Origin of the sequence: Winogradskya humida (assembly GCF_016862215.1) — a bacterium.
Classification (GTDB): domain Bacteria; phylum Actinomycetota; class Actinomycetes; order Mycobacteriales; family Micromonosporaceae; genus Actinoplanes; species Actinoplanes humidus.
Genome location: NZ_BOMN01000030.1, coordinates 38,340 through 63,994 on the forward strand (window position 1 = coordinate 38,340; position 25,655 = coordinate 63,994).

The 25,655-nt window shown below is 67.5% G+C and carries 15 protein-coding genes; 9 read left to right on the top strand and 6 right to left on the bottom strand.

What is annotated here, in order from left to right:
- The first annotated feature begins 100 nt into the window (after window positions 1-100).
- Window positions 101-1,909, top strand: coding sequence for an Ig-like domain-containing protein (locus Ahu01nite_RS12995; RefSeq protein WP_203836740.1), 1,809 nt, complete (start codon window positions 101-103; stop codon window positions 1,907-1,909).
- 43 nt (window positions 1,910-1,952) lie between these two features.
- Here Ahu01nite_RS12995 and Ahu01nite_RS13000 read toward each other — a convergent pair whose 3' ends face one another.
- Window positions 1,953-2,495 (bottom strand): hypothetical protein, encoded by a 543-nt coding sequence (locus Ahu01nite_RS13000; RefSeq protein ID WP_203836741.1) that lies wholly within the window; start codon window positions 2,493-2,495, stop codon window positions 1,953-1,955.
- A gap of 503 nt (window positions 2,496-2,998) precedes the next feature.
- Between Ahu01nite_RS13000 and Ahu01nite_RS13005 the strand changes: the two genes are divergently transcribed.
- Window positions 2,999-5,962, top strand: coding sequence for a DEAD/DEAH box helicase (locus Ahu01nite_RS13005; RefSeq protein WP_203836742.1), 2,964 nt, complete (start codon window positions 2,999-3,001; stop codon window positions 5,960-5,962).
- Between the two features lie 49 nt (window positions 5,963-6,011).
- Here Ahu01nite_RS13005 and Ahu01nite_RS13010 read toward each other — a convergent pair whose 3' ends face one another.
- Window positions 6,012-9,356: a CARDB domain-containing protein gene (locus Ahu01nite_RS13010; protein WP_203836743.1), complete on the bottom strand. Its 3,345-nt coding sequence runs from the start codon at window positions 9,354-9,356 to the stop codon at window positions 6,012-6,014.
- 341 nt (window positions 9,357-9,697) lie between these two features.
- On the opposite strand from Ahu01nite_RS13010, the gene Ahu01nite_RS13015 reads away from it, so the two are divergent.
- From Ahu01nite_RS13015 to Ahu01nite_RS13040, 6 genes are all read left to right on the top strand, one after another.
- Window positions 9,698-10,213 carry a hypothetical protein gene (locus Ahu01nite_RS13015; RefSeq protein ID WP_203836744.1) on the top strand — a complete coding sequence of 172 codons (516 nt, stop codon included), beginning with the start codon at window positions 9,698-9,700 and terminating at the stop codon, window positions 10,211-10,213.
- A gap of 1,034 nt (window positions 10,214-11,247) precedes the next feature.
- Window positions 11,248-11,751: a hypothetical protein gene (locus Ahu01nite_RS13020; protein WP_203836745.1), complete on the top strand. Its 504-nt coding sequence runs from the start codon at window positions 11,248-11,250 to the stop codon at window positions 11,749-11,751.
- Window positions 11,752-11,756: 5 nt separating this feature from the next.
- Window positions 11,757-12,119, top strand: a complete 363-nt coding sequence (locus Ahu01nite_RS13025) for a hypothetical protein (protein ID WP_239158814.1) — start codon at window positions 11,757-11,759, stop codon at window positions 12,117-12,119.
- A gap of 147 nt (window positions 12,120-12,266) precedes the next feature.
- Window positions 12,267-12,662, top strand: coding sequence for a YbaB/EbfC family nucleoid-associated protein (locus tag Ahu01nite_RS13030; RefSeq protein ID WP_203836746.1), 396 nt, complete (start codon window positions 12,267-12,269; stop codon window positions 12,660-12,662).
- Window positions 12,655-12,966, top strand: coding sequence for a type VII secretion target (locus Ahu01nite_RS13035; protein ID WP_203836747.1), 312 nt, complete (start codon window positions 12,655-12,657; stop codon window positions 12,964-12,966). Before Ahu01nite_RS13030 ends, Ahu01nite_RS13035 begins: the two co-directional genes overlap by 8 nt.
- Window positions 12,966-13,658, top strand: coding sequence for a WXG100 family type VII secretion target (locus Ahu01nite_RS13040; RefSeq protein ID WP_203836748.1), 693 nt, complete (start codon window positions 12,966-12,968; stop codon window positions 13,656-13,658). Before Ahu01nite_RS13035 ends, Ahu01nite_RS13040 begins: the two co-directional genes overlap by 1 nt.
- Here Ahu01nite_RS13040 and Ahu01nite_RS13045 read toward each other — a convergent pair.
- From Ahu01nite_RS13045 to Ahu01nite_RS13055, 3 genes are all read right to left on the bottom strand, one after another.
- Window positions 13,638-14,678, bottom strand: a complete 1,041-nt coding sequence (locus Ahu01nite_RS13045; RefSeq protein WP_203836749.1) for a WxL protein peptidoglycan domain-containing protein — start codon at window positions 14,676-14,678, stop codon at window positions 13,638-13,640. The genes Ahu01nite_RS13040 and Ahu01nite_RS13045 overlap by 21 nt on opposite strands.
- Before the next feature lie 63 nt (window positions 14,679-14,741).
- A complete protein-coding gene (locus Ahu01nite_RS13050) occupies window positions 14,742-16,712 on the bottom strand; it encodes a fibronectin type III domain-containing protein (RefSeq protein WP_239158815.1) in 1,971 nt (656 codons plus the stop codon).
- Window positions 16,713-16,828: 116 nt separating this feature from the next.
- Complete coding sequence (locus Ahu01nite_RS13055) at window positions 16,829-18,010, bottom strand: HupE/UreJ family protein (protein ID WP_203836750.1); 1,182 nt, start codon at window positions 18,008-18,010, stop codon at window positions 16,829-16,831.
- Between the two features lie 149 nt (window positions 18,011-18,159).
- On the opposite strand from Ahu01nite_RS13055, the gene Ahu01nite_RS13060 reads away from it, so the two are divergent.
- Window positions 18,160-18,810: a type 1 periplasmic-binding domain-containing protein gene (locus tag Ahu01nite_RS13060; protein ID WP_203836751.1), complete on the top strand. Its 651-nt coding sequence runs from the start codon at window positions 18,160-18,162 to the stop codon at window positions 18,808-18,810.
- On the opposite strand, the gene Ahu01nite_RS13065 is transcribed toward Ahu01nite_RS13060, so the two are convergent.
- On the bottom strand, window positions 18,739-25,572 hold the full coding sequence (locus Ahu01nite_RS13065) for a type I polyketide synthase (RefSeq protein WP_203836752.1): 6,834 nt from the start codon (window positions 25,570-25,572) through the stop codon (window positions 18,739-18,741). The genes Ahu01nite_RS13060 and Ahu01nite_RS13065 overlap by 72 nt on opposite strands.
- Window positions 25,573-25,655: the final 83 nt, after the last annotated feature.

Sequence of the window (25,655 nt, forward strand, 5' to 3'; positions counted from 1 at the left end):
GGCGCCGGTCAGCTTGAACGGTCAGTTCAGTTGGTTGACCGCGGCGGAGGTTGCGGAGCATGAGCGGGGCACCGCGGGCGTTGGGGGCACCCTTCAATTGGTGGAGGGTGACAAGCTCGGGGAGAGTGCGAGTGGCTCCTTCCAGGCTGTCGATGTCGCTGTGACCGGCTCGAACGGCGTGGACCTGGTCGCTATCGGGGACACGGTCTCCGGTGTGGTCGGCGATGAGGTGCAGGCCACGGTGGGCGTGCGCAATGCCGGGCCGGCTTCGCTCGATGGGGCCGGGTTGTCGCTGGCCGAGGTTGTGGTGGGGATTCCGGCCGGCACGTCGTTCGTGAGTGCGAAGGACTGCGAGCAGGATGAGGACGCCTCGCACTATGTGTGCAGGGCGCCATCGCTGTTCAAGGCGGGGGAGACCGCGACCTGGACGTTCACCTTGAAGGTCGACAAGGTGGTGGCTGATGCGCAGGGGACGGTTCGGGTGAACCCGCCGTGCCAGTGCAAGCCCCTCGCGGACCTGGACGCGTCCAACAATGCGGCGCTGCTGGCGGCGAACCCGACCACGGGCGACGGCACTGATCGGAGCAAACCGGTCGTCGTGGACACCGGTCTTCTTGCTGGTCAGTGGGCCCCCGCGGAGCTTTCGTTCGCACCGGGCACGGCTGACAACGTCGGCGTCACCGAGGTGGGGGCGACCGTCAACGGGTCGCTCAAGGCGGATTGCACCCTGGCGGGCGGCTGCAAGGTCTCTACCAAGAGCCTCAAGAACGACACCGACGCCACCGTTGTCGTGCGGGCCACTGACGCTGCGGGCAACTTCGCCGACAAGTCGGTCAAGGTGCACGTCGACAACGTGCTGCCCACCGCTGGGTTCTTGCCGGCGGCGGGGTCGCCGGTGCGGAGCGGGCCGGTCCCGATCACCCTCACGGGCGTGTCCGATGACGCGTGGCGGGTTGATGTGATCGACGGCGGGGTGCGTACACAACTGATGGAGGATCCGCCCCGGTCGTACACGTGGAATGCGGTCAGCGGAGCTGTCTCGCCGCAGTTCGTTCTTTTCGACTTCGCGGGTAACACGACCACCCTGGCGACCAATTACGTTGTGGACGATCAGGCGCCGGTGATTGCGCGGGTGGACTTCGGTGGGACGTATTCGACGAATCGGGTGGATACGGGTGCGGGCTGGGTTGGCGGTGTCAGCACGCTGAAGGCGACGGTTCAGGACGGGTCGAAGATCGCCCGGGCCGAGTGGAAGGTCAACGGCGCTGTGAAGTCGAGCAGCCAGGCCTTCTCCTGGGATGCGCGCAGCTCCGGGTCCAGCGCGACCGTGCAGTTGCAGGTCTGGGACGTGGCGGGCAATACCTCGTCGAAGTCGTTCAAGGTGAACATCGACAAGGCCGGGCCCACGATGACCGTCGCTCCGGGCCAGAACAAGCTGATCCGGGGGACGACATACGTGACCTCGGTCAAGGCTTCGGACGCGCACGGTGTTGCGGTCACGAACCTCAAGAGCAAGAGCGGATCGGTGACGTCGGTACGCGTCTCGTCGGGCAAGGACGGCGCCAAGGCGATCACGTGGGTGGGCGTCGACAAGCTGGGCAACTCGGCGAGCGTCACGCGGACCGTGATCGTCGACAACACCGCGCCGACGGTCAAGGTCACGAAGGCGCCGAAGAACAAGTCGAAGCTCAGCAAGAAAGTGACGTTCGCGGCCTCGGCGAGCGACCGTAACGGCGTGGCCAAGGTGCAGCTGCTGGTCAACGGCAAGGTGGTCGCCACCGATGCCAAGGCCGGTTACAGCTTCGTGCTCAACCCCAAGAAGTACGGCAAGACGTTCACGGTTCAGCTGCGCGCGTACGACAAGGCGGGCAACCTCCGGAACTCCGCAAAGCTGACGTACCACCGCTGACCTTCGGTGCCCGCCTTTCACAGGCGGGCACCGAACGGGGTCGTCAGCCCAGGACGGGGGCCGCGCCGTTGTCGACGAAGGAGTACGTCGTTTCGAGGGTGGCGTCGCCCAGCTCCTCGGCGATGAGGCCGGTGCGGGGGAAGTACTGCAGGAAGGCTCCGGCGTTGCTGATCGCGTACGTCGGGCGGCCGTTGTCCGTCGCGGTCTGCTTGGTGATGTCGAACAGCTGACCGGCGCGCTTGGTGTCACAGGTCGCGGCCACGGCGGTGAGTGGGTTGCTGCCGTTGTTCTTGATGCCGATGCAGGCGGCCTTCGTACCGTCGCCCGCCTTCGCGGTCTTGATCTGCCACTTCGCGCCGACGGGGCTGAGCACGAACAGCCCGTACGCAGGCTCGCCGTCGGTCAGGTTGAGCCGGCCCTTGTTGTCGATCCCGACGATCGACTCGAACGACGGGATCGGCTTGATCACCACCTGACGCTTGCCCGCCAGGATGGGGTCGGTCGCCGCGGCCGAGGCCGAGGAGCTGATCGCTAGCGGGGCGAGCACGATGCCGGCGGTCAGGGCGCCGATGAGCAGCTTCTTCATGATGGTCCCTCTTTCCGATCGTGGTGCGGTGGTGATGAGGACCATGCTTGCTGCTGCCGGCCGCCGAATTCGGTGATCACGTCCCATGCGGCACGAATTGTGGAGAGAACCCGATCGGGTGTCGGTCCGGGTGCCGGCGACGGGTTGGTGGGTAGGATTTCGCCGTCACCTCGTCGGCGGAGGTTCCTGGTGTGGCGAAGCTGGTTCTGACCGAAGCTGAATCGGCGGTCTATCAGGCCATCGGCGCGAGGGCTTTCACCAAGGCTCGCTCGGCGGTGATGCGGGGTGACCTCACCGACGTCCACTGGGATCGGCCGGCTGGGCGAGGCCGCGCGAGGGTGCGAGGTGCGGGGAACAAACGGGTGACGGCCTCGGTGGTCAATGGCGCCGATGGTGCTGTGAAGAGCATCGATGGGAAATGTCCCTGCACATCGGCGCCCGGATGTATGCACGCGGCTGCCTTGGTGCTCCTCGCCTATCAGGCAGATCCCTCGAATCGGCAGGTGATCTCCTCGTGGGAGTCCGCATTGGCCGCCCTCGTCGGCGCCGACCCCGCGGCCGGGTCATCGGCAGAACGGGTCGTTCCACCCGATCTCGCGCTGCAGTTCGAAGTCGAGGACGACGACTCCCTGCGGATCGGGCTGCGGCCGGTGATTCCGGGGAGGAGAGGCTGGGTTCGCGGAGGCATCTCATGGGGATCGCTGGACTACGCCTACCGTCCCTCGACCTCGCGGGGCAAGCATCATCTGAGCCTTCTGCATGAACTGCACTCGCTGGCCCGGACCGGAGATCTTGCCTCCTACAGTTATGGCTACTACGGCTCAGGACAGCGGGTCATCTACCTTGATGAATTCCGCAGCCGCCGGGTGTGGGACCTCCTGGCTGAGGCACAGGATGCGGGGCTTCCCCTTGTGCAGAGCGGCCGGCTGGCGTCGCTGGTCACGGTCGCGGCGCAGCCCGTGCGGTATTCGGTGCGAGCCGACCGGGAAGGTACGGATCTGCGGCTGCGGCCGGTCCTGGTGAACGGTACCGAGGAGATCAGCCCGACCGGGTTGATCGTGATCGGGAAACCGGCCCACGGGGTCGCTTGGCCGGGTGTAGCTGGTCAGGGGAGCTCCGGCGATCCGGTGTCACTGCGCCTCGCGCCCCTGGCCGGGCCGATGAGCGCGCAGGCTCTGGCGGCCCTGACCGCTCCGGAGATCGTCATTCCCGCTGCCGACGAGCCGCGTTTCCTGAGCCAGTACTACCCGGGGCTGGTTCGCCGGGCCGAAGTGGTGTCGCTCGACGGGTCAGCGGCGCTGCCGGCTGTCCAGCCGGCCACCCTGACGTTGACCGCACAGCGCTTGCCGGGACACCGCATGTCGTTGACCTGGGAGTGGCTCGCCACCATCGGAGAAGAGACCTATCGAGAGCCGCTGCACTCCGGCGCCGGCCGCAACGACGACCGCGCAAGGACGCTGCGACTGGTGACGGAACTGGTGGCGGATCCAGCGTACGGATTGACGGAGCCGGCTCCGGGTGGACCGCGCCTGCTGGGTCACGCCTCCGTCGCCGGTGACGCCATGCTGCGAATCGTGCGTGACGTGTTTCCGCGCGTCATCGAGGCACCCGGCATTGATCTGGTTGTCCGGATGGACGACGACGTGCCGGAGTACATCGAGGAGGACGCCGCTCCGATCCTGTCGTTCGCCGGCTCGGCCAACGAGGCGTCCGCAGGCCCCTCGGACTGGTACGACCTGTCGGTGCAGGTGTCGGTCGGCGGCGAGGACGTGGGCTTCGAGGACCTGTTCGTCGCGTTGGCGGGCGAGCAGGAATTCATGATCCTGCCGAGCGGCCGGTACTTCCGGCTCGATCAGGCCGAGTTCCGCCAGCTGCGGGACCTGATCGCCGAAGCCCGCGAACTGCAGGACGCCCCGGCGGGTGTGCTGCGGGTCGGTCGTTTTCAGGCGGGACTGTGGAACGAGCTGTCCGAGCTGGGTGAGGTCACCGGTCAGGCCGCAGCGTGGCAAGAGGCCGTACGCACGCTGGACGCAGCCGATGTGAACTATCACGAGGCAGCGCCGGCCGGGCTGGTCGCCGACCTGCGGCCATACCAGCTGGACGGATTCCAATGGCTTGCCGCGCTCTACCGGCATGAGCTCGGCGGTGTGCTGGCCGACGACATGGGTCTGGGCAAGACGCTGCAGACACTCGCCCTGATCTGTCACGCCTTCGAGCAGTCTCGAGCCGAGGCGCCGTTCCTGGTGGTGGCACCCGCGAGCGTTGTCAGCAACTGGGCCCATGAGGCGGCCCGCTTCGCGCCTGGTCTCACCGTCACCGCCATCGTGCAGACCGGTGCGCGACGGCTCGAGACTCTGGGCGAGGCTGTCGCGGGATCGCACATCGTGGTGACGTCCTACACGTTGTTCCGGCTGGAGTACGACGAATATGCCGCCCTGCCGTGGGCGGGGTTGGTGCTGGACGAGGCCCAATTTGTCAAGAACGCGCAGTCGCAGAGCTACCAGTGTGCGAAGCGGTTGCCGGTAGCGTTCAAGCTGGCCATAACCGGCACTCCGATGGAGAACAACCTGGCCGAACTCTGGGCACTGCTGTCCATTTCGGCACCCGGGCTGCTTCCCCGACTCGACCGTTTCACCGACTACTATCGCAAGCCGATCGAGAGGGATCACGACGAGGCTCGGCTCGACCAGCTGCGCCGACGGATCCGGCCGCTCATGCTGCGGCGTCGCAAGGCCGAGGTCGTCACGGAACTCCCGGTCAAGCAGGAACAGATCATCGAGCTGGATCTCAATCCCCGGCATCGCAAGATGTACCAGACCTACCTGCAGCGGGAACGGCAGAAGGTCCTGGGTCTCCTCGGTGACCTGCAGAAGAACCGTTTTGAGATCTTCCGTTCTCTGACGTTGCTCCGCCAGGCAAGCCTCGATCTGAGCCTTGTCGATCCGAAACATCACGGGATCGCGTCCACGAAGCTCGACGCCCTGACCGAACGTCTCACCGACCTCGCAGCGGAGGGGCATCGGGTTCTCGTCTTCAGCCAGTTCACCCGATTCCTGGGCGCCGCACGGCAACGACTCGATGACGCCGGCATCGCCTGTTGCTATCTCGACGGCAAGACGCGGCAACGCGCGAAGGTCATCGCCGAGTTCAAGAACGGCACTGCGCCGGTCTTCCTCGTCAGCCTGAAATCGGGCGGCTTCGGATTGAACCTGACCGAGGCCGATTACTGCATCCTGCTCGACCCCTGGTGGAATCCCGCGACGGAAGCGCAAGCCGTGGACCGGGTGCACCGCATCGGCCAGACCCGGAAAGTCATGGTCTACCGCCTTGTCGCCAAAGACACCATCGAGCAGAAGGTGATGGCGCTCCAGGCCCGAAAGGCCGAGTTGTTCAGCAGCGTCCTCGACGGCGGCGAATTCGCGTCGGCCCAACTGACCGCGGCTGATATCCGCGGCCTGCTCGACTGACACAAGCGGTGCCCCGGCAGGAGAGCCGGGGCACCGCTTCGAAGACAGGTCAGCTGCCGGTGATGACGAACTGGGAGCCGGGTTGGATGACGATGTTGCCGTCGGCGGAGTTGGTGATGGTGACGTTGGAGAGGGTGGCGTTGCCTCGGGCGCCGCTCATGGCGAGGATGCCGGCTCCGTTGTTGGATTTGTCGATTCGGACGTTGGTGACGGCGACGTTGGGCATGTTGCCGCCGCCGGTTTTGAATTGGATGCCGTCGTAGGTGGAGTCGATGATGTCGGTGTCTCGGATGGTGACGCCGACGATGTCCTTGGAGGAGGGGAAGAGGGTGATGGCGCCGAATTCCTGGTCTTCGTTCCAGAAGACGCCGCCTGCTCGGTAGAGGGCGTTGTTGGCGATCAGCGTTGTTCCTGTGAAGGGCAACGGGTCGTGGTCGGTGGCCAGCATGATGCCGGGGTAGTTCATCGTGTCGGAGACGATGTTGTTCTCGATGGAGTTGCTGAAGCCGCCGTAGATGGCGATGCCGTTGGCTCGCCACGGGAGCTGGACGGTGTTGTTGACGAAGTGGTTGTTCGAGGCGATGTCGACCGAGGTGTCCTTGACCCGGGGGTTGGCCCAGACCGCGAGGGAGTCGTCGCCGGTGGTGCGGAACGAGGAGTTGAAGACGCGTGAGTTGCGCGTACCGTTGCTGAAGTTGATGCCGTCCGCGTAGGTGTCACGGATGCGCATGCCGGTGAACTGGACGTTGTCGCCCGGGTTCCAGTAGGCGGGGGTGTCGGAGTAGTCGCGGCCGACCCACGCACCCACGTTGACGTGTTCGATCCAGACGTTGCTGATGCTGGTGTTCTTGCCCAGGCGGCCGTTGATGCCGTGGCCGCGGTTGGCGCGGTTGGTGGTCATGCCGAAGATGGCCAGGTCGGAGATCTGGGTGTTGTCGTCGATGTCGAAACCGACGTTGCCCTCATGCGGGTGGTTGATGTTGCCGACGACGTTCTGCGGCTCGGTGTTCGTGTAGAGCTGCGTGTGCCACATGCCGGCCCCGCGGATCACGACGTTGCGGATGCCCTTCTGGTTGTACTGGCCGCGGGCCGGGTCCGGGGAGAGGATCTTCTGCTCCTGGCGCCACTGGCCGGCCGGGATCCAGACGCAGCTGATCACGCCGTTCTCGTCGTCGGTGACCGCGCGCTGGATGGCGGCCGTGTCGTCGATGCCGTCGTTGGGGACCGCGCCGTACGTGGTGATCGAGGTGCAGCCCGCCGGTTGGGTTGCCGCCGGGGCCACCTGCTCGAGGTCGACCAGGTCGATGACGTAGAACGATGCCGAGTCGGCGGCGTCGCGTTGCAGCTTGAAGCGGGTGCCGGCCGGGTACGACTGGGCCAGCAGCGCGTGCGACTCGTCGAACAGCCGGCGGGCGTCCGCGGAGGGCGTGTTGGACAGCGATTCCGTGTCGTCCGACGTGCCGTAGAGCCAGCTGTTGCGCGACGACAACGTCAGCTTCTGGGCGAACTGGTCGTTGATGTAGAGGCTGATTGTGGCGTTGATCCCGCCGCCACCCGGTGCGTCGGGGATCGAGTTGCGGACGACGATGGAGTTCGAGGCGTTGACCGAGGTGAACTCGACGAACTGGCCGGTGCTCGCGAGCCGGACCGACGCGCGACCGGACGACTCGGTGCCGAAGTTGGTGTGCCCGAAGGTGCGCAGGGAGTCGGCCTGCACGAGGGAGCCCTGGTAGTTGGCGGCTTCCGCTTCGTACGAGACGTAGGGCAGGGCGGCGCCACGACCGACCACGATCGATTGCGTACGCCCATTGTTGCTCTCGTTCGTCTCCGCCACGACGTTCGTGGCGTCGGCGGTGGCGGTGATGGTGGCGCCTCCGCTGGTGGCGGTCCACGTTCCCAGGGTCACGTTGAGCGTGGCACCCGCCGCGATCGCTGCGGTGTTCGCGGAGAGGGTCGTGCTGCCGGCGACGACTCTGGTGACGGAGGCCGGCGCGGTGGACGTACCCCTGTTATTGATTGCGACCGTGAACGTGACCGGCGCACCCACCGCGGGATTCGCCGGGGTTGACGTGATGCTGAGGACCTGCAGGTCCGGGCCCGGTGCCTGGCCCACGACCAGCGGGGAGGCCGCGGTGAAGCTGTTGTTGTCGTTGTTCTGCTCGGGGACGGTGTTGGCCGGATCGACCGTCGCCGCCACCTGATAGCTGCCCTGCGCGCGCTGGCCGGCGTTGACTGTGACGGTGGTCGAGGCACCGGCTGCCAGCGCGCCGACCGGGGCGCTTCCGGCAACTGTGCCGCCAAGGCGTACATCAATGGTGGTTGCAGTCGATGCGGCCGTGCCCGCGTTGCGGACCGTGGCCGAGACGGTGACCGCGGTGGCCTCGTCGGGGGTGGCCGGGGACCAGGTCAGGCCGGTGACCACCAGGTCGGGATTGGGCGCCCACGAGCCGAGAACCTGCAGCTCGGCGATCTGCGCACCCGGCGCGCCGGTGTTGCTGAAAACCTGCAACTGCAGGTCCGCGGCGCGCCCGCTGATCGGGATCGTCACCGTGTTCTGGTTGGCTGACGGGTTGAAGACGTAGTCGGTCCGGGCCTTCAGCGAGGTGTATGCGGTGGCGCCCTGGGTGCGTCCGAGGACCTGGATGCTCTGCGTACGCGTACCCCACGCCTGATCGGGGTTGAGCTTGACCACGACGCCGGTGAGGTCGGCGTCGGAGCCCAGCCGTGCGGTCAGCGTCGCCGGGAAGCCGTTGGACTCCCAGTAGGTGGCGAGGTTGCCGTCGTTGGCGTTGGCGGCGACGAAGTTGAACGCCGCGGACGAGGCCTCAAGCGTCTTGCCGGCCGCGAGGTTGGTGCCGGTTGGCGGATCTGGGTCCGGATTCTGACCCGCGACGCCATAGATCTCCAGCTCCGACAGCTGCGCAGCGGGCCATCCGGTGTTACTGGTGACCGTCGCGCGCACATAGTGGACCGTAGCGGCGGTGAAGTTGATCGTGACGGTGTTGGCGGTCGCCGGATCGAAGAGCCGGCCCGCTGACGCGGACAGATCGGTCCAGGAAGTGCCGTTGGTGCTGCCTTGAAGAGCGATGTTCTCGGTACGCGCGGACCACGCGCTCGCGGGCGGCAGCTTCAGTTTCGCCTGGTCGATCGCGGTGCTGCTGCCCAGGTCCACCTGCACCCACTGAGGGAAGGCGTTGCTCGGGCTCTCCCAGTAGGAGTCGGCGTTGCCATCGTTCACATTCGAGGCGGGGTAGGGGCCGTTGACGCCGCTCGCCGTGACGGTCTTGCCGAGAGCCAGGTTGGCGCCGCCGGCCGCGTGCGCGATGCCCGGGGAGATCCCGGCGGCGACGAGGCCCGCCGCCAGGATGCCGCTGATCAGTCTTCGTCTTCTCATGACGCCCTCTTCTGCGCGCAGTCTTTCAGCCGACTCCATGGAAATTTCGTTGAGTCTGCTGAGTTCTTTCATCGGGGGACATTCAAGGTTTCAGATATGTGTCGCGGAAGTCAACGGGCCGAGTCAACCGAATGGCTACCGACCTGCCACCCAATCGCCATCACTCTGGGTAATAAGGTCTATTGGGGTAAGCCGGGCAAGTCACGCATAGTTATGCCAGCCCCGCGGGGGGCTGGGGCGAGACGAAGATCCGCTGGGCGATGAAGATGGTCGCTCCAGTCCGGCGGGGAGTCAGTAGCGAAACCGGCGCCTGCTTTTCCTGTCCTCTGGAGGAGTAGCAAATGCGCAAGTCTGTGAAGCGGGCCATCGCCATCACCGCCACGGCCGCCGTCGTGGGCGTCGCCGGCACCGCCGCCTACGCCGCCTGGATCGCCAAGGGCGAAGGCAACGCGTACGCCAAGGCCGGCCAGGCGCAGGACCTGAAAATCACCGAAGCCACCACCGCCGCCACGCTCTACCCCGGCGCCACCGGCGACTCGGTCATCAAAATCAAGAACCCGAACAGCTACCCGGTCGAGATCAACACCATCAAGTGGACCCAGTCGGACGGCGTCACCGCCACCCCGCTCAGCGGCTCCACCTGCATCAACACCGGCATCTACTTCGGCGACTTCAGCACCGGCACCATCGGCAGCGACGGGCTGCTCTCCGGCCTCGCCCTCCAGCTCGGCGCCGGCGAGACCAAGACCTTCAAGCTCACCGACTCCGTACGCATGATCAACAACTCGGAGGACGGCTGCCAGGGCGCCACCTTCAGCATCCCCGTCAAGGTCACCGGCGCCAGCGCCGCGAAGTAATCCACCTTTTCGGATGGCTCGGATGGCGGGGCGCAGCGACACCTGCGCCTCGCCATTCGTATTTTCTGGAGCGCAGCTATGGGACGTATGGCTTACGGGTTGGCTGGTGCGGGGATTGCCGCGGTTGCGGTGCTGGCCACGCCGGGGGGTGCGCTTGCTGCTTGGGATACGGGTGCGTCGGCGGCGGGTGCGGGTGCTGCTGCGGGGGTGCGGGCTGTGGTGCTGCCTGTCGGTCCTGTGCCGACGGTGACTGTGCGCGGGTCTGTGGTTAGCGTGCGGTGGGCTGCTGCTGTGGGGTTGCCGGTGCGGGGGTATCGGGTCGTTCGGATTGACGCGGCTACTGGCGAGAGTGTTGCGGGGTGTTTTGGGGTTGTTGCCGGGACGCGGTGTGTTGAGCGTGGCGTGCCTGAGGGGCGGTGGGTTTATGGCGTTGTTGCGGTTGTGGGGGACAACTGGGCTTCTGCGCCTGGGATTGGTGCGACGGTGACGGTCGGGAGCGTGACCACGCCATTGCGGGTAACTCCGAGCGTTGGACCTTCGGCCGCGCCAGAAACGCTGGGCCCGACTCCGATCGTGAGCCCTGCGGTCAGTCCAAGCCCGACTCCGACCGCGAGTTCGGCGGTCAGTCCTCGTCCGTCGGCTGACCCGCCCGTGAGCTTGCCGATGCCGGTTGCGGGGTTGACCGAGTCGACCGCCGTGCCGTCGCCTTCGAGTGATGTCGATGGACTTTAGTTGTTACGCTGCGGCGACTTGTCGTGGGTGGTCGGCTCGCGACGCGGCCGAACGGATAGACGGTGACGGGGCGACCGAGGGGACCACGCGGCGGCGATGACGGGGGCACGCCTCCGAACGACGGCGGCTCATCTCCGAGCGCCGGCCATCGTCGTGGGGTTCCCGCAGACAGCATCAGGGCGGCGCAGGCGACGACCGGTCAGGTCGCGCAACTCGGCCGTCCGGAACAGGGCGCATCCAGCGGCGGTCCCAGCGGGACGAACTCCGGATCCTTTGCACCCGATCCCACCAGTCCCGATCCCATGGCCGCGATCATGGCGAAATATCACCAGCTCGGCGACGAGCCGCCGACCTTCAATCTCGCTGCCAATGACGCGAGATACGGCAACAGCAATGCGCATACCGTGCAACGGCACGGGCCGGATATTCCACTGCAGCGTGACCTGACTGTCGACCGGACCGTGGAAGGACGGATCTACGGGGATGGCGACTGGGGAGGGAAGACGGAGAACTGGTCGTATAAGTGGGACAACCACACGGTCATGAATCGCGAGATCAATGAACACGTGCGAGCCAACTGGGACACCATCCGGAGCAACCTCGCGATGGATGGTTGGTACAAGGCCACTTTTGATGCTGGGCACCGTGTCGGTGAGGGGTACTACAACAACGGTGCGTACGGCGTCGGGCCGCGGCAGGCCCAGTATGCGGCGACCAGTTACGTCAGGCTCGTCATCAGGGTAGTGCCGGGTTCCGATCCCGTGGAGCCCTTCATTCTCACCGCGTTTCCGTCCGGGTTAATGTAGGGACCATGGACACGTCGAGCCTTCCCGAACCACTTCGGGCGCGTATGGAGCAGCAAGCCGCGCGCTCAACGTGGGAGACCGTTCGTGACTTCATCGAGGGTTTCGTTGCGGACACCTCGGGCCTTGACGAGGTACGCACCGGGCTTCAGCAAACGGCGGACTACAGCACCCGATCCCTGCACACCGCGCTGGCCGCCATCGACGCCATCCTGGTCGAGCCGCAACCGGAGGGCACGCTGCTCCGCCTCGTTGCGGGACATGGCGGTTGGGACCTTGACCACGATCCGACAGATGCCGGGGCTGCTGTGTTCCTTCACGAGCTTGCCGGCATGGTTCGAGCCGTGATTGAGCAGACGGAATCTCGCTAGTTAGGTCAGATTCATGGAATCCGACCTACCTGAGCTGCTACGGACGCGTTTGGTGAACTGGCTCGGGTGATCCGTGAGGTGATCGGGAAGGCGGAAGCGGGTTAGGATTTTGGGATTGATGGAGGTCATTGCGGGGGTGGGGTGCTGATGGCCGGCGTGGGTGGGTTTCTTGATCCGGATGAGTCGTTGGCCTACCTGCGGGGGTGGAAGAGTCGGATTGATCGGGTGGCTGCGGATACGCAGGCGATGAGTGATCGGCTCGGGGAGTTGCGGGTCAGGGCTGAGGATGAGGGTGGGCTTGTCGAGGTCACCGTTGATTCCAGTGGGGTGCTGGTTGATGCTCGGTTCGGCGAGCGGATTCAGCGGGTTGCGCCGGATGTGGTTTCTCGGGCGTTGATGGCGGCTTTGAAGGCTGCGAAGGTGAAGGCCGCTGAGCGGTCTCGGCAGATTATTACCGACACCATGGGCAGTGAGTCTGTGGCGGCGCAGGCGATTACCGCGCGGGTGGAGCAGCAGCTGCGGGGAGGGCTGAGCGATGGCTGAGGGCTTTGCCGTTGATGCGCAGCAGATTCGGGCGCATGCGACGCGGGTGGATGCGGTGGCTCAGCAGTTCGGGGACGTCAAGGGGGCCAGTGCGGCGATTGCTCAGGATGACGCTGCTTATGGGCTGTTGTGTGGGTGGGTTTCCGGGATTCTCGAGGAGCGGCATCGGCGGCAGGACGAGCTGATTGCGTACGTTGAGGAGAATTTGCGGTTGGTCAGTGATGCTCTGGTGCGGACCGGGCGTGAGTATGACCAGATCGACGAGGCTGCGGCGGAGCAGATCCGCAGTTCCGGGCGGTCCTGATGTCCGATCTGGTGGCTCCGGTGACGTCGACCCGGACGGCGTGGACGGGTGCTTCGCTGGCGGAGGGTTTTCAGGGGCTCTATCAGGCTGTGGACAGCGGCAGCTGGGTTGATCAGGCGCTTGCCGGTGGGGCTTTCGCGGTTGAGGCCGCGGCGACCGTTCTCGACCCGTTCAGCGCGTTGCTGTCCAATGGGCTCGGCTGGGCGATGGAGTATTTTGAGCCGTTGCGGCAGGTTCTCGATCAGCTGGCCGGGATTCCGGACCGGGTCGCCTCGCACGCCGCGACCTGGGAGAACATGGCCGGCAGGCTGCAATCCATGGCTGCCGGGCTGGAGTCGTCGCTCGCCGCTGATCTGCCTGACTGGCAAGGGGCGGCGGCCGAGTCGTACAAGAGCTTGATGGCCAACAATGTTGATGCGTTGGACGGGCTCGGGGTGCTTTCCTATGCGATGGCGTCGGCTACGCAAGCGGCCGGCAACCTTGTTCAGTTCACCCGGGAGATCGTGCGGGATCTGATTGCCGATCTGGTGGCCAGGGTGATTGTGTGGGCCGCCGAGTCGTTGCTGGTGGTGACGATTCCGGTGGTGGCCGCCCAGATCGCATCTGCGGTCGTGAAATGGGCGGCCCGGATCCTCGGTTATACGACGGCCCTGATCAGCAGCCTTACGAATTTAGGCCGGCTCATGGGATAGCAGCGCCTGCTTGACGGCTTCCTCGACGCGGGCGTCCTCGCGCAGTTTGCGCTGGGCGCGGCGGCGGCGCAGGGCGATGCGGGTGATGATGGCCGCGGCGATCAGGAGGACCAGCACGGCGAGGAGCGTCCAGGGGATGGCCCAGCCGTGGGCGGTGGCGGTGACCTTTTTCAGCGTGGTGGTTGAGCCGGAGGCGTCGGTGATCACCGGGGAGAGGTCGGCGGTTGCGGCCAGCCAGATCGCGGGGGTGACGCCTTCGACGGGGGCCGTGACCTTCCAGCTTTCGCCGGGGAGGAGCTCCGGGGGCATCGCCAGTGTGGCCGGGGAGGTGCGGAACCAGCCGAAGGGGCCCGCGACGGAGACCGACTGCTGGGTCGACATGACCGCGTTGCCGGTGTTGTGGATCGTGTAGCTGACGGTGGCGTTGCCCTTGGCGAACGGGTTGAACGTGCCGTTGTAGTCGAGGTTGAAGTTCTCGATCGCGAGGCTGGGGGCGAGGTCTCCGCCGACGCGCAGCTTCACCCGGATGCCGAGGCGGCGCTCGACGTTGATGCCGGGCTGGTCGCTGGGCTGGGTCAGCGAGGTGATGATGCCGCCCACGTAGTCGCCGGGGGTGGCGTTGGCCGGGACCGTGACCGTGAAAGGGACCTCGGTGGTCTTGCCGGGGGCGAGTGAGATGGTGGCCCGGTCGGTTTTCAGCCAGGCACCGATGCCGACCGGCTTCTGATCCTTGGTACGCAGATCGAGCTGCCCGGTGTCGGTGGTGAACCCGTCAGCGGCGTACACCGTGAGGGTCAGCGGGTCCTTGCCGCGGTTGGCGACGACCATCGCGTCCTTGGTGGGGGCGCCGGGGTTCACGGAGTAGGTGTAGCTGGAGCGGGCCTCGCCGAAGTTGTTCGAGGCGGTCCGGACCGTCCAGGTGACGTCGCCCTCGTCCGCCAGGGCGGGGCCGGCCGCCGAGCCGACGACTGCGACGACGGCGAGCAGGGCCAGGGCGGATTTTCTGACGAAGGCGTACATCTATGAGTCCTAAAGCTGGGGTGGGGGCGGGCCGGAGCCCGCCCCCACCGATTTCCTGAAAGGTCAGCTGCTCAGTGCGGTGATCGTCAGGGTGCCGCGGTAGCTGCCCTTGTCGACCGTGCCCGGGATCTTCAGATCCAGGTCGGCGCCGAGGCGGGCAGTGCCCTTGGGGTGACCCTGGTCGCCCGCCGCGAGGCTGCGGGCGACGGCGAGGCCCTGGCCACCGTCGTCGTAGGCGGACTTGACCGGCGAGCCGGCCTTCGCGCCGGCGCCGGCGGTGAGCACCTGCGGCGTCCAGCCGAGGTACGAGCCGGAGAACGTCTTGTCGGCGTCCTTGAAGTCACCCACGCTGGCCGAGAGCGACCAGGGCGAGAGCGTACGACGGGTGTCGGAGACAAGGATCGGGTTGATTTTGCCGGTGGCACCGAAGTACTCGCCGTTGTGGTCCTGCGCGGTACCGAGGTCGACCAGGCCGTTGTAGCCGTCGATCGTCCAGCCGAACTCGCCCGGGGCGGCGTTCGGCACGTTGACCTGGATCTCCTGGCCGTCAGCGGTGTACGGGTGGACCGTCACCTTGTCGACGATGGAGCCGACGGGCTGGCCGTCCGCGGTGTTGGTGCAGGACAGGCCGCCCTCGACCGAGGAGTTCGGGGCTGCGCAGGTGCCGCTGCGGACGTTGGACAGGACCAGCTTGTCGCTGCGGACCTGCACCTTGACGTACGAGCGGACGTGCTCCTGGTTCTGCACCGAGTTGTACCAGTAGTCCTCCGGCTTCAGCGGGTCGGCGCCGTTGCCGGCTCCGCTGGTGCCGCTGTTGTCGGGGGCGGTGATGTCGTAGTACTTCGAGCCCGACGAGGAGTTCGCCGTCATGTAGATGACGCCACCGGGACCGGTGAACACGTCGGCGTCGCCCGGCTTCTCATCCGGGTTGGCCTTGGCGCCGTTCTTGATCTCGTAGCTACGGGTGTAGACGTGGTCGTGGCCCTGCAGGACCAGGTCGACGCCGAGCTTGGAGAACGTGGTCGGGAAATCGACGCGGCGGACCTTGTTGTCGGCGTCCTTGGCGTGCGAGGCGGCCGAGTAGATCGAGTGGTGGTAGACGAGCACCTTCCACTTGGCCTCGGAGCCGTGCTTGTTGATGATGTCGGTGACATACGCGACGTGTGCCGCGTCACCGCCGCCACCCTGGCTGGTGGCGTAGGAGTTGCTGTTCAGGTCGATGAACAGCGTGTCCTTGTAGATGTACCAGTAGTCGCCGCCCGACGTGTTGGAGGCCGGGTCACCGTTCGAGTAGTAGGCACCCGAGCGGTCGGTGTTCGGCGTGTAGAGGTGCTGCTCGTACGCCTTGCCGCCGACGTCGTGGTTACCGATCGTCGCGGCCCACGGGTACTGGCGCAGCTTGTCGGACGCGAGGAACGCGTCCCACTGCGATTCGGTGTTGGCGGTCTCGACCTGGTCGCCACCCGACACGAGGAGCTCGGCGTCGGGGTTGGCCGCCAGCGAGACGTCCAGCGTGTCCTGCCAGCCGGCCTGGTCCTTGGCGACGTTGCCGGAGGCGCCGATCTGCGGGTCACCGTAGAACAGGAAGTCGTAGTCGCCTTCGAAGTCCTGCGTCTTGAAGTTGTACGCCGTCGACCAGTTGCCCTCGGAGCCGGCACGGTACGAGTACGCCGTGTTCTCCTGCAGCCCCGTGATCGTCGCGTGCCGGTTGAAGCCGCCGCTGGTGGCGATGTTCGCGGCGCCGAGCGCGGCGAACGTGGCGGAGTTCGCGGGGAACACGCCGTTGACCACGGACGTGGTCGGCGCGAGCTGGATCTGCTGTGCGGTGTCCACCGAGGAGTACCAGGACACGATGCGCTGGGTCTCGTTGGCGCCCACACCGAGGATGAGGCTGCTGGGTGCGGCACCCAGGACGGCACTGGCGGGGGTCGCCGGTCCGACGATGAGGACCGCGCCCAGGCCCAGTACTGCCGCGGTGGCCCCTGCGGCCACGCGGCGCCGCACAAGCCCGTAGGCCTGCGTTGAGGTGCTCAAGATTTTCGTCCCTATGAGAGGAGGTGCGAAGCAAGATCAAGCTGTCGCCGTCCGATGAACCGACGATGAACTACGTCGATCCGATTGGTGGCGCCTCCCGGAAGACCTCCGCAGAATCAGGCTCCGACCAGCCGTTCTATGAACCACACCACTCCCATGACCGTCACGCCGGCGGCGAGAAGGCCGGTGACCCAGAGACCGGCCTTCGGCGAGCGCCGCCGCAGCACGATCAGGAGCGGGAAGACGACGGCGATGATCGACAACTGGACGACCTCGATGCCGATGTTGAACACGAGCAGGGACCAGAGCAACGTCCAGGAGAACGCCTCGTCGATGCCGAGGGCGCCCGCGAATCCGAGGCCGTGCACCAGGCCGAAGCAGAAGACCACGGCCAGCCGCGTCCAACCGGCCCGGTCCAGGCCGCGGTCGGGCAGGTCGGTGGCGTGCGAGCCGCGGCGCCACAGCCGGTAGAGGTACCAGGCGGCGACCACGGCGATCGACAGCGCGATGATCGGTTCGACGACCCGGGCGGGGACCTCGACCAGGCCGAGCGCGGCGAGCATGAAGGTCACCGAGTGGGCCAGGGTGAAGCTCGTGGCCGCGAGCACGATCTCGCGCAGTCGCCGGGAGCCGGCGATCAGTGCCAGCAGGAACAGGATGTGGTCGATGCCGCCCAGCAGGTGCTCGGCGCCGAGCTGGAAGAACTCCCAGAACCGCTGGTACCAGGCCTGGCCGGTGGAGAACGACGGGCGGCTCGCGTCGAGCGCGGCGCTGCCCTCGCGGGCGTCGAGCTTGTACGTGACGATCGTCTTCGTGCCCTTGACGTAGCCCTCACCGTCGGGGAACAGCGAGCTGGTCACCGTGTGCTCGCCGCGGGCATCGGGGCAGTTCCAGTCGAGCAGCAGGGTCGCGTACGGAACGCCGTCCCGCTCGGCGACCGTGTAGTCGCCGATCTGGGTGGGCGTACACGTGGCTATGGAGAATCGGGTGGAAACGTATTTGAGCGCCGATTCCTTGTGAGCGTTCAGGGCAGCGGCCTGAGCCGCGAAATCGCCCGACTCGAAGGCATCCGTTCCGGTGCGGAAGAGCGGATCGTCCTTTTCGGAATCGGCGACGGAGACGATGAAGAGGTCGTATTCAAGCCCCAGCGAGGTCCGGACGTGGCCTTGACCTGCGCCGGCGACATCGGCGTAGACCACCGACGAGAAGCCGTGGGCCAGGGCGGATCCGGCGGAGTTCAGAACGGCGAATGCCGCAGCAATAGCAATAAAAACAACATAATGGACGCGGCGCGGCATGATGTCACGGTGCAGGATCCGGGTTAACGGCGAGGGGCCCGCGGACGAACCGATGGCAACAAGATCATCCAGACGCTTGCGATGGGCCGGAACTGGGATAGGAAAGAGCCCGCACCCATCACCACCCAAGAGGAAAAGCCTTGCGCCCCATGCTGAAGGCCGCAGTCGTGCTGACCGCGGCCGCCACGCTGATCACCGGATGCGGCTCCGGGAGCGACTGGTCGCAACCGCACGCGGCACCGAGCGCGATCGGCACCCTCGGCCCGGGATTTGTCGACCCGTCGACCACTCCTACCCCGGAGGCGACCGTCACCCCGGCGCCGGGATCGTGGGACGGGGTCCACCCGTCGAAGGGTTATCGGGTCGTGCTGCTCACCGCCGGGGAGGACGCCCCGACAAAGGCGCTGGTGAAAGCGGTCGAGGCCTGGGCCGAGGCCGAGGACGTCGACCTGCGGACTGTGGTTTCCACCAGCGACCACGTTGCGAGCACGGTCAAGGCGCTCGACATGAAACCGGACCTCATCGTCACCGCGGGCAACAGCCTGGTCGACCCGCTCGCGCTCGTGACCCCGAGCCACCTGGGCCAGCAGTTCCTGGTGGTCGGCGCGGAACTCGCCGAACCGACCGGCAACGTCACGTCGGTCGACTGGTCCGGCGCGTCGTTCCGCGGCGAAGGGCTCGGCTCGGCCTCGACCTACGACCCGGCGTCCTTCACCGCGGACCGCTGCTCAGCCGCCGTCCGCGCCGGCGTCGCCGCCGTCCTGAACAACCTCACCGGCATCGTGGTCTGGATCCAGTAGCCACGCTCGGACGGCCGCTGCGGTAGCTGCCGCCTGCTCGTCGAGCATGGTGAGGTGATCACCCGGCACCTCGACGCGGGTGTGCGGCCCCGACCGTGACGTCTTCCAGCCCGCCGGCATGCCCGCGACGGGTGATGCGACGCCGACGAGCAGGCTGGGCGTGCTCAGCGGTGCCGGGTGCCAGCCACGCATCAGCCGCAGATAGGCACCCGCGGCGAGTAGCGCGGCCTGCTCCGCGGCCGGGTCGAGACGGTCCCGCAGCCGGCTCAGCCCCGACGCCAGCAGGGACGCCAGCCACTCCTCGCGGGTGACCGCACCCAGGTCGTTCTCGTAGGTGTCGAGCAGCACCAGCCCCGCCGGACGCAGATCCCGTCGCTCCAGCAGGGCCGTCACCGCGTGCGCCAGCTGACCGCCACTCGACCGTCCGACCAGGACAAAAGGCCGGCCGTCCGCCGCCTGCGCTGCGAGATCCGCGAGCTGAGCGATCAGATCATCAAACGAGGTGGGTACGCGCGGACGAGCATCGAACCCCGGCAACGGCACCACCGCCACAGCGCCCCCGACCGCCCGGCTGAACGGCAGGAACTCGGCCACCCCCAGCGGCCCGAACGACGGCAGGCACACCAGCACCGGCCCGTCCGCAGAATCGGCGAGCGCCACCGGCGGAGCGGCTTCGTCCCCTCGCCGAGAAGGTAAAGCAGACGCGCTGATCAGCAGGTTGACGGCCATGCAGTACTGCCCCGAACCGGCGATCGCGTGGAAGAGCTCGGCCACCGTGCGGGGCGCTTCGGCCACCACGGGCACCGCGGGAGCATGGGCCAGCTCCCCGGCGATCCATTGCGCCAGCGCCGCCGGGCTCGGATGGTCGAAGACGACGGTCGCCGGCATGGGCACCCCGGTCGCCGCGACGAGCCGGGTGCGCAACTGGATCGAGCCCACCGAGTCGAGGCCCTGATCGGTGAACGCGGTGCGGACGTCGACCATCGCCGGGTCGGGATAGCCGAGTTCGCTCGCCACTTCGTCGCGTACGAGCAGATTGAGCTTGGCGGTCAGCTCTTCCCCGCTGAGACCGCGCAGGGAAACGGGTTGGGGCCGCTCCGGAGCCGGGCGGGCTGCGGCGGGACGGTCGAGCACGATCGGCGCGAGCACCGGCTCGCCACTGTGCAGCGCCGCGTCGAAGGCGGCCGTGATCTCCGGCGGCGTCATCGGCCGCAGCCGTGACCTGCCGATCTCCATGCCGCCGTCGAGGTCCAACGGGCCCCAGGCGAGCGAGAGCGCGGGTCTGCCCGCCGCGTGCCGGCGCCGCGCCAGGTCGTCGAGGAACGAGTTGCCGGCCGCATAGGCGCCCTGGCCAGGGTTGCCGAGCAGCCCGCTCGCCGACGAGAACAGGATGAACGCGGCCAGGTCGCCGGTCAGCTCGTCGAGGTGCCAGGCGGCGTCGATCTTGGGCCGCAGCACGGTGTCGGCGCGTTCCCGCGTGAGCGACTCGATCGTGCCGTCGGCGATCACTCCTGCGGCGTGCACCACTGCGGTCACCGGCGGGTCGGCCTGCGCGAGGACCCGCGCGAGTGCGGCACGGTCGCTGACATCGGCCGCGACGATCGAGACGCGGTCGCCGAGCTCCTCTTTCAGGGATGCGGCGCCCGCGGCTTGATCGCCGCTTCTGCTCACCAACACCATTTTCAGTACGCCGTGAGCACCCGCGAGATGACGTGCGACGACACCGGCCAGCGCCCCGGTACCGCCCGTGATGAGGACGCTGCCCGTACCGAAATCGACTGCGCCCTCGGTGTCGCTCTCGGCCCGGACCAGCCGGAATGAGCCCACTTCGCCGCGCGTGATTCGCAGCTCGGGATCCGTGGCCCTGATCGCGGCGGGCAACGCTTCTTCCGACTCCGGGGTGCCGTCGAGCTCGACGAGAGCGACCTGCCCCGGGTACTCGGCGGCGGCGACCCGAACGAGCCCCGCGACGGCTGCCGACCGGGTGGTCACGACGATCGGCTCCGGGCCGGGGAGCAGGGAACGCAACTTTTCGGCGGCGGACCAGATCTGGTCGCGTACGTCCGCGGGGGTGCGCGGGGGTGCGTACGAAAGATCGAGAACTTGCCGCCCGGGACCGCTCGTGGGCAGCGTGACCGGGACCCACGACGGCCGGAAGAGCGCCCGCGGCACCGACCGCAACGTGAGCGACTCCACCGAGAGCAGCGGATTGCCGTCCGCGCCGGCGAGGCGAACCGCGATCTGGTCAGGGGCGGCGCGCGTGAGGCGGACCCGGGCGGACGTGGCGCCGCCCGCATGACGGCGAACACCCGACCACACGAAGGGCAGGCGCTGCGTACGGTCCCCGGCATCGAACAGCCGCGCCGGATGCAGGGCAGCGTCCACCAGCGCGGGGTGCAGGTCGGCGCCGCCGTTCCCGGCTGCGCTGGGCAGGCTCACCTCCGCGTACATGTGATCGCCGTGCCGCCAGGCAGCCGTCACCCCGCGGAAAGCGGGACCGTAACCGCCGTCGGTGTAAAGCTCGGTGATGTCAACCGGCGTCGCCCCCTCGGGCGGCCAAACGGCTGCCCAGGTCCAGTCGTCGTCGGCCTCCGGTGCGGCTGGTTCGCAGCGGCCGCTTGCGTGCAGCTGCTGCGCGTGGATTTCGAGTGCGCGGGTTCCGTCGGGCTCCGGCTCGCCGAGGATCAGTTGCAGGTCCACCTCGTCGTCGGTGACGACCAGGCCCTGGCTGATCGCGAGCTCGGCCACCACCGGCACCCCGGCCCAGCGTCCGAACGCCGTAGCCAGCTCGACGAACGCGGTGCCGGGCACGAGCGGTTCGCCACCGATCGCGTGGTCGCGCAGCCACGGTTGGGCGGTCAGCGACAGCCGGCCGGTTGCCATGTGCCGCCCCGTTCCGGGCACGGCGAACATCGCGTCGAGCAGCCGCTTCCTGGCCGGTGCGCTGCCCTCGGACAGCCAGAAACGCTTCCGCTGGAAGGGATAGGTCGGCATCGTCGCTGCGACCTTGGGATCCCCGCGACCGAGCAGTGCCACCCGATCCACATCCACGCCGTACGCCCAGAGCCGCGCCGCGCCGTCCGCAGACACCGGGACAACCTCGTGCGGCACGAGCGCGGCCAACGCCGGTGCCGGACCCAGCTCCACGAACAGGCCGGTGACGTCGCTGATCGCCGCCGCGAAACGCACGGGCTCGCGGACCTGGCGCACCCAGTACCCCGCGCTGCGCAGATCGTCGCCGGTCGCGGGGAGCCCGGTCAGCGTGGAAACGATCGGGATGGTGGGCTTCCGGTACTCGATCGACGCCGCCACCTGTGCGAATTCGTCCAGCATGGGCTCCATGCGTACCGAGTGGAAAGCGTGACTGACCCGCAGGGCCTTGGCCCGGAAGCCGCGGGTGACCCGCTCGACGGCCGCTTCGTCCCCGGAGATCACGATGTCCCGCGGGCCGTTGATGGCCGCGATGCTGACCCGGTCGTCCAGGAGCGGGACGATCTCCGCTTCGGAGGCCTTGACGGCGGCCATCGCACCGCCCGGTGGCAGCGCGCCCATCAGTCGGGCCCGGGCCGAGACGAGCTTCGTGGCGTCCTCGAGGGACAGGATCCCGGCTATGTGTGCGGCGGCCAGCTCGCCGATCGAATGGCCGATGAGCAGGCCGGGCTGGATGCCCCAGGACTGCAGCAGCCGGTACGCCGCGACGCCGAACGCGAACAGCGCCGGCTGCGCGTTCTCCGTGCGGTCTCCCTCGGCGGGATTGCCCAGCTTGGTCAGGACCTCGTCGTACGCCGTCCGGAAGACGTCGAAGGGCAGCAGGTCGCGCATTCCGGGTCGTTGTGCGCCCTGGCCGGGGAAGAGGAAGATCACCTGCCCCGGCGGGCGTCCCGTGCCCAGCGTGACGTTGTTCTTCCTGGTCATGGCGGCTCGGAATCGCTGGACAGCCCGGGTTGTGCCGAGCGCTGCGGCGTCCACGGTTTCGTCTTTGAGCAGGCGCGCGGCGATGTGCTGCAACGCGTGCTCATCGGCCGCTGCGAACAAGAGCGGCATATCGGATATTTTTGGTCTTGCAGGCGGTGTTGCGGGTGGTTCCTCGATGATCACGTGGGCGTTGGTGCCGGAGATGCCGAAGGACGAGATGCCGGCGCGGCGTGGACGCTCCGCCGACCTGGGCCACGGGCGTGCGGAGGTCAGCAGCGACACGTCGCCGGCGGTCCAGTCGACGTGCTCGTTCGGCTGATCGACGTGCAGCGTCCGGGGCAGCGTGTCGTTCCGGAACGCCTCCACCATCTTGATCACCCCGGCGACCCCGGCGGCGGCCTGCGTATGGCCGATGTTCGACTTCACCGTTCCCAGCCACAGCGGACGACCCGAAGGACGATCCCGGCCGTACGTCGCGAGCAGCGCCTGCGCCTCGATAGGGTCCCCGAGCAGCGTGCCGGTGCCGTGCGCCTCCACCGCGTCGACATCCGCGGCCCCGAGCCCCGCATCCTTGAGCGCGGCCCGGATCACCCGCTGCTGCGCGGGACCGTGCGGCGCCGCGAGCCCGTTCGACGCGCCGTCCGACCCGACCGCGGTGCCGCGCAGCAGACCGAGCACCGGGTGCCCGTTGCGCTGCGCGTCCTCGAGCCGCTCCAACAGCAGCAACCCGACGCCCTCGCCCCACGCGGTGCCGTCGGCGTCGCCCGAGAACGCCTTGACCCGGCCGTCCGGCGACAGCCCCCGGAGCCGGCTGAACCCCACGAACGGGGCGGGCGTCGACATCACCGTGGCACCACCCGCGATCGCCAGGGCGCAGTCGCCGCTGCTCAGCGCCCGCGCGGCCGAATGCAACGCCACCAGCGAGGACGAGCAGGCGGTGTCGACCGTGACCGCCGGCCCGGTGAGCCCGAACGTGTACGCGATCCGCCCCGACGCCACACTGCCCGCGGACCCGAGCCCGAGATGCCCCTCGACCTCCGCCGGCACACTGTCGACGCCGTTCGCGTAATCCCTGTACATCAGGCCGACGTAGGTGCCGGTGTCGCTGCCACGCACACTCGCCGGGTCGATACCGGCCCGCTCCCACAGCTCCCACGCGGTCTCCAGCAGGACACGCTGCTGAGGATCCATGGCCAGCGCTTCGGTCTGCCCGATCCCGAACGGTGCCGGGTCGAAATCCGTCGCGTTGTGCAGGAAGCCGCCGCTTCGGGCGTACGTATGTCCTGCACTGTCGGGGTCGGGATCGTAAAGGTCCGACGCCCATCCGCGATCCGTCGGGAACGGTGTGATCGCGTCGACCTCGTTGTCGACCAGCGCCCACAGATCCTCGGGCGACCCGACCCCACCCGGATAACGGCACGCCATGGCGACAATCGCGATCGGGTCCCGGTCTGTGGTGCTGTCCAGCTGGTCGCGAATCACTTTGCCGGTGGCCGTACGCGGAATGGCGTCCACGAGCCGGATCTCGTCCGGAGCCTTCGCGGCCGACATGACCCGCCGGCAGGCCGCGAGCAGCGCAACCGGATCGACATCCCTGTTCGCAGGCACGACATACCCGACCGCCACCTGCCCCAGCCGGTGATGTGCCCGCCCGGCCACCGCGGCATCGGCGACCCCCGGCAGCCCGATCAGCACCCGTTCGATCTCCGCCGGATGCACATTGGCCCCACCGCGAATAATCAGATCCCGCGCGCGCCCACTGAGAAACAGATGCCCATCCTCGAGCCGCCCCAGATCCCCGGTCCGGTACCAGCCGTCAACCAGCACCTCAGCGGTCGCCTCGGGCTGCTGGAAATAGCCGCGCATGAGACTCGGCCCCCGCAGCCAGACCTCACCCTCGACAATCCGAACCTCAAAACCGATGACCCGCCCGACGGAGCCTTCCGCGGGCATCGGCCCCGGCAATTCCATAGCGATCGCGCCACACGTCTCGGTGCTGCCATACGTGTTGACCAGCGGCGCCCCGAGCGCTTCCCGAACGGCAAGCCGCAATTCCGGCGGGCACGGTGCCCCGCCGGTGACACAGATCCGCAACCTCGCTGATGTGATCTGTCGGTTTTGGAGTGTCGCCAGCAATCGGTGATAGGTCGTCGGAACCCCGGTCAGCACGGTCGGCTCCGCGCTTTCCAAAGCATCGATCAGATCGGAATCCGACGGGTACGGCAGAATGATCGCGGTCGCCCCCAGCACCACGACACCCAGCACACACCGCGCATGCCCGAGCGCATGAAACAACGGCAGCGGCCACAGGAACCGGTCATCCTCGCGCAGCCCCTGATGCCGGACCAGCGCCGTATCAATCATCCCCAGCCACATCCGCTGACTGGAAAGAACACCCTTCGGCCGCCCGGTGCTCCCCGACGTGTAATGAATCCAGCAGTCCTCATCCAGCCCGAGGTCATCCCGCGCCACACCCGGCTGATCAAGAACCGCCGCGATCCCAACCCCCGCAACACCATGAGCCGAGTCGGTAACAACAGCCTTCGCCCGGCAATCCCGCACGAGCCGGTCCAGCTCAGCGCTGGAAGCACGAGGATCCACGGGCACACCCACAGCCGCGGCCCGCACAATCCCCAGCACCGCCACCACCGCATCGATCCCCGCCGGCAGGCAGACGACAACGGCATCGCCCCGCCCGACCCCCATCCCGGCCAGCCCCCCAGCAAACCGCCGAGTCAGCTCCTCCAACTCCCCAAACGTCACCCGGCGATCCCCACAAACAAACGCCGTCTTACCCGGCCGCTCACCAGCATGCCGCTGAACAAGATCCACAATGGACTCAACCACCAGCCCAACATGTCAGACCCCAGCAAGCCCATCCGGATGTGCAGGTCAGGGCGTATCGCTGCGACCTCCGTGCGTAGGCGATC

Excerpts from the sequence above, each read along its gene's own strand:
- Ahu01nite_RS13000 (WP_203836741.1), bottom strand. The coding sequence starts at position 2,495 with ATGAAGAAGCTGCTCATCGGCGCCCTGACCGCCGGCATCGTGCTCGCC.
- Ahu01nite_RS13010 (WP_203836743.1), bottom strand. The coding sequence starts at position 9,356 with ATGAGAAGACGAAGACTGATCAGCGGCATCCTGGCGGCGGGCCTCGTC.
- Ahu01nite_RS13015 (WP_203836744.1), top strand. The coding sequence starts at position 9,698 with ATGCGCAAGTCTGTGAAGCGGGCCATCGCCATCACCGCCACGGCCGCC.
- Ahu01nite_RS13020 (WP_203836745.1), top strand. The coding sequence starts at position 11,248 with ATGGCCGCGATCATGGCGAAATATCACCAGCTCGGCGACGAGCCGCCG.
- Ahu01nite_RS13025 (WP_239158814.1), top strand. The coding sequence starts at position 11,757 with ATGGACACGTCGAGCCTTCCCGAACCACTTCGGGCGCGTATGGAGCAG.
- Ahu01nite_RS13030 (WP_203836746.1), top strand. The coding sequence starts at position 12,267 with ATGGCCGGCGTGGGTGGGTTTCTTGATCCGGATGAGTCGTTGGCCTAC.
- Ahu01nite_RS13035 (WP_203836747.1), top strand. The coding sequence starts at position 12,655 with ATGGCTGAGGGCTTTGCCGTTGATGCGCAGCAGATTCGGGCGCATGCG.
- Ahu01nite_RS13040 (WP_203836748.1), top strand. The coding sequence starts at position 12,966 with ATGTCCGATCTGGTGGCTCCGGTGACGTCGACCCGGACGGCGTGGACG.
- Ahu01nite_RS13045 (WP_203836749.1), bottom strand. The coding sequence starts at position 14,678 with ATGTACGCCTTCGTCAGAAAATCCGCCCTGGCCCTGCTCGCCGTCGTC.
- Ahu01nite_RS13055 (WP_203836750.1), bottom strand. The coding sequence starts at position 18,010 with ATGCCGCGCCGCGTCCATTATGTTGTTTTTATTGCTATTGCTGCGGCA.
- Ahu01nite_RS13060 (WP_203836751.1), top strand. The coding sequence starts at position 18,160 with ATGCTGAAGGCCGCAGTCGTGCTGACCGCGGCCGCCACGCTGATCACC.